The sequence below is a fragment of the Okeania sp. SIO3B5 genome (genome assembly GCF_010692555.1).
In the GTDB taxonomy this organism is placed as follows: Bacteria; Cyanobacteriota; Cyanobacteriia; order Cyanobacteriales; family Microcoleaceae; genus Okeania.
Genome location: NZ_JAAHHG010000787.1, coordinates 1 through 3,051 on the forward strand (window position 1 = coordinate 1; position 3,051 = coordinate 3,051).

4 protein-coding genes are annotated in these 3,051 nt (G+C 46.6%); all 4 read right to left on the reverse strand.

The genetic code is table 11. The features are described from left to right. On the reverse strand, nt 1-1,208 hold a 1,208-nt coding region (locus F6K54_RS42445), incomplete at its 3' end, for a hypothetical protein (RefSeq protein WP_293090493.1). Nucleotides 1,209-1,440: 232 nt separating this feature from the next. Then, the gene (locus F6K54_RS42450; protein WP_293090494.1) at nt 1,441-2,061 is read right to left on the reverse strand and encodes a Uma2 family endonuclease; all 621 of its coding nucleotides are present in this window, start codon (nt 2,059-2,061) and stop codon (nt 1,441-1,443) included. A 163-nt stretch (nt 2,062-2,224) separates the two neighbouring features. Next, complete coding sequence (locus F6K54_RS42455; protein ID WP_293090495.1) at nt 2,225-2,614, reverse strand: PleD family two-component system response regulator; 390 nt, start codon at nt 2,612-2,614, stop codon at nt 2,225-2,227. A 165-nt stretch (nt 2,615-2,779) separates the two neighbouring features. Continuing rightward, nucleotides 2,780-3,051: hypothetical protein (locus tag F6K54_RS42460; RefSeq protein ID WP_293090496.1), on the reverse strand; the 272-nt coding region annotated here is incomplete at its 5' end.

The window sequence follows — 3,051 nt, forward strand, 5'->3', positions numbered from 1 at the left end:
ATCGGCCTGACAAGCGTCTCCCTCTTTGCCATTGCAGCTCTTCTCTTTTGGACCCTCTTGCCACCCCGTGCCCAAACCAAACCCGTCCAGCCCAAACCAAGAGGGTTTCTCGATAGTGTAGGAATGCACAAAAACAATGTGCCACCCAAACCAGTCCAACCGACCACATCGGTTGTAATCTCAGCATCAAATTGAATCACATCGATCGCCTGCACGCCATAATTAAAAAAGCGATTCACCACCGAAAACCCCTGCCGTAGCTCCTCTGTCCCCATGGAGCCGCTCACATCAATGGCAAACAGCAATCGGGTGGTAAAGTCACGACGACTGCCCATATAAGCGAACCCATAGCGACGATTCGGTTTCATCCGGGTTAGCCGCCGCTGTTGGCTGAGGATAGAGGTGCGAAACTTGCGCAAAACCGCCCGATAGTCGAGCTTGGGGTGCAGATTCGCCAAAATCTGTTCCCGCAACTTGCCTCCAATGCTGCCCCAACTGTCATTAGCTTGCGCCATTTTTACCAGCTCATCCAGGCGATCGCTCAACAATTCATCTCGATCCCACTGGTTAGTATTTTCAACACCACTCAAGTCTGGGTTCGTATAGACTGAGAGGAGGTCTGGGGGGCTATTGTTGGAGTCTGAAGTCGGCTCGGTTTCTCCTGCCGTTCCGGGTTCAGATTCAGATTCAGCAGAGCCAGACAATCCAGATGCAGGTGCGCCATCAGCTCCTCCTGTTCCTTCTCCCGGCGCTCCAGAGGCTGTCTCCTCCGAACCAGAGTTTAGACTTGTGGGAGACTGTTCGAGCAACTTGTGGTAGTAAAACTCAAAGAATTGTTGATCATAGCTGCGATCGCCAAAGATATCCCGCGCCCGAGGAAACGGCAGTTCGGTTTGCAAATATTCCTGGAGTGTTAAATTGCTTGCAGCATAGCTAATAGCAGAGTGGGCTTGGCGGCGACTGTAGGGGTGTTTCAGAAGAATCCGTAGAGCTTCAAAGCGCAGGGTAGCTTCCAGGTGGCGATCGCTCAACTCATCAATAAACTCCGGATTGTACTCAATCCGGCCTCGTTGAACGCGAATGGTTTTAATACGTGGCTCAGAGACCAAAGCATGACTCGTCCAGGTGGCTAGCAACAGTGGCTCAACGAGCAGCCACTTTTCCACAATCCGAGCAATGCGGTGACGGGCGATCGGTTTTATTCTCATATCGCATTTAATATGGTTAATTTGAGTTGCTAGTTATAAATATAGGAGTTTTGATCCCCCTAAATCCCCCTTAATAAGGGGGACTTCCGGATTCTCCCCCCTTGATAAGGCGAACTTCCGGATTCTCCCCCCTTGATAAGGGGGACTTCCGGATTCTCCCCCCTTAATAAGGGGGGCTGGGGGGGATCGAATTCATAACTAGCAAGTTGAGTTATAGTTATCAACACCTGTCTCATATAGTTTTTGCTGCAAAAATCTCTGCGGCGCTCAGTTGCAATTCCGGGAAAGCCAAAGATTCAATCCTCTCGTTTCCCGTAAACAGCGTTACCTCATACTCTCCATCCACCAGTTGGTAAACAGAGAGAGTCGGTTGTTTGGGATTGCCGACAAACCGCCGACCTCCTAAACCCAGATAATCCACAATCCAGTATTCGGGTATACCCATCATTTCGTATTCCCAGACTTTCCTCAGATAATCATCTTGCCAGTTTGTACTGACAACCTCTATCGCCAGTCTCACGGAATTTCCCTTGGTAATAATCGATTCTTTCTGCCAACGGGGTTCCTCTGCCAGTTGCGCTTTATTGAGGGCAATAATGTCAGGTTGGTAACCGGATTCATCATGGATCGGTTTCAGCAAGCAATTGCCCGGAATTGCGAAAGGTAATTCGTAACGCTTGATGTGAATTCCCAGTTTTCCGATTAAAAAACCGATAATGGCAGAATGTTCTCCAGTTCCTAAAGGTATTTTGACGATCGCTCCATTACGTAGTTTGTATTTATCGGTTGCGTTTTCCGGATACCAGTCAACAAATTCATCGAATGATAGGGGGGTGGTTAGAGCCGCAATCATAGTTATTCACGAGAGATTAAGACAAGAAAGGATTTGGGGAATAAGGAATCGAGAAAAAATAAATTTTGCACTACAATCGTTATTCTTTGATTAAGTCAATGCTCTGACTTTTCTAAATTCACTGTATTTAATCTGTTATCTTTTCAAATACTCCGATCAGAAATCAATCAGAAGGGAGCAGAGCTTTTATCTGATTAATACACTCCTGGTGATCTATCACGGGCTTAAAGATGCAATCATCTGCCCCAGTCTCTTGCAGAAAACTTTCCCTATTTATAGCAGCCGCGGTAACTATGATAACGGGCAAATGAGCGGTTTTGGGGTTTGCTTTCAACATCTGAGTAATTGTGATGACACCAACAGCCTTGCCCTGATATGAGCAGTTCCCCAAAATATTTATTAAAATAAGGTCTGCCTCGCCAGCTTGGGCAATTTCCATTACCTCTTCCACGTTTTCGGTACGTTTGACATTTAAACGGCCTCGCTTGGTCAGTATTTTAGAAAAGACCCGGACACCGAGCGCATCTTCTTCCACGAGAAGCACAGTTTTCATAGCAGTTTTGGAAATTAATCAGTAAGGTCTTACTCTAGCATTTTGGCACAGCACCTGTCAAGCTTATTATTACAAGACTTCGGATATTATTAGGACTTACGCAGGCGAACCCAGAAACCCGGTTTCTCCTAGAAACCGGGTTTCTTTGCGTCAGTCCTGATTATCTCAAACTTCAATCTTTTCCAAATACTCCGATAAGAAATCAATCAAATCCATTGATTCAGCGACAAACCCCATAGCATCGCTAAATTTGGGGCCTTGAACCAGGGAGGAAAAATGAGCGATCGCCTCCTGTTGTTTAGCCTTACGGAGATACTGGAGATATTTCAACAGATTTTTGCGGGCATTATCTGCTTTTGTTTCCGGGCAATGCCCGCTATTGAGCCAGAGTAATACCCGTTCGTTCAAACTGGCAAAGTCCTGAATATCCAGGTCTT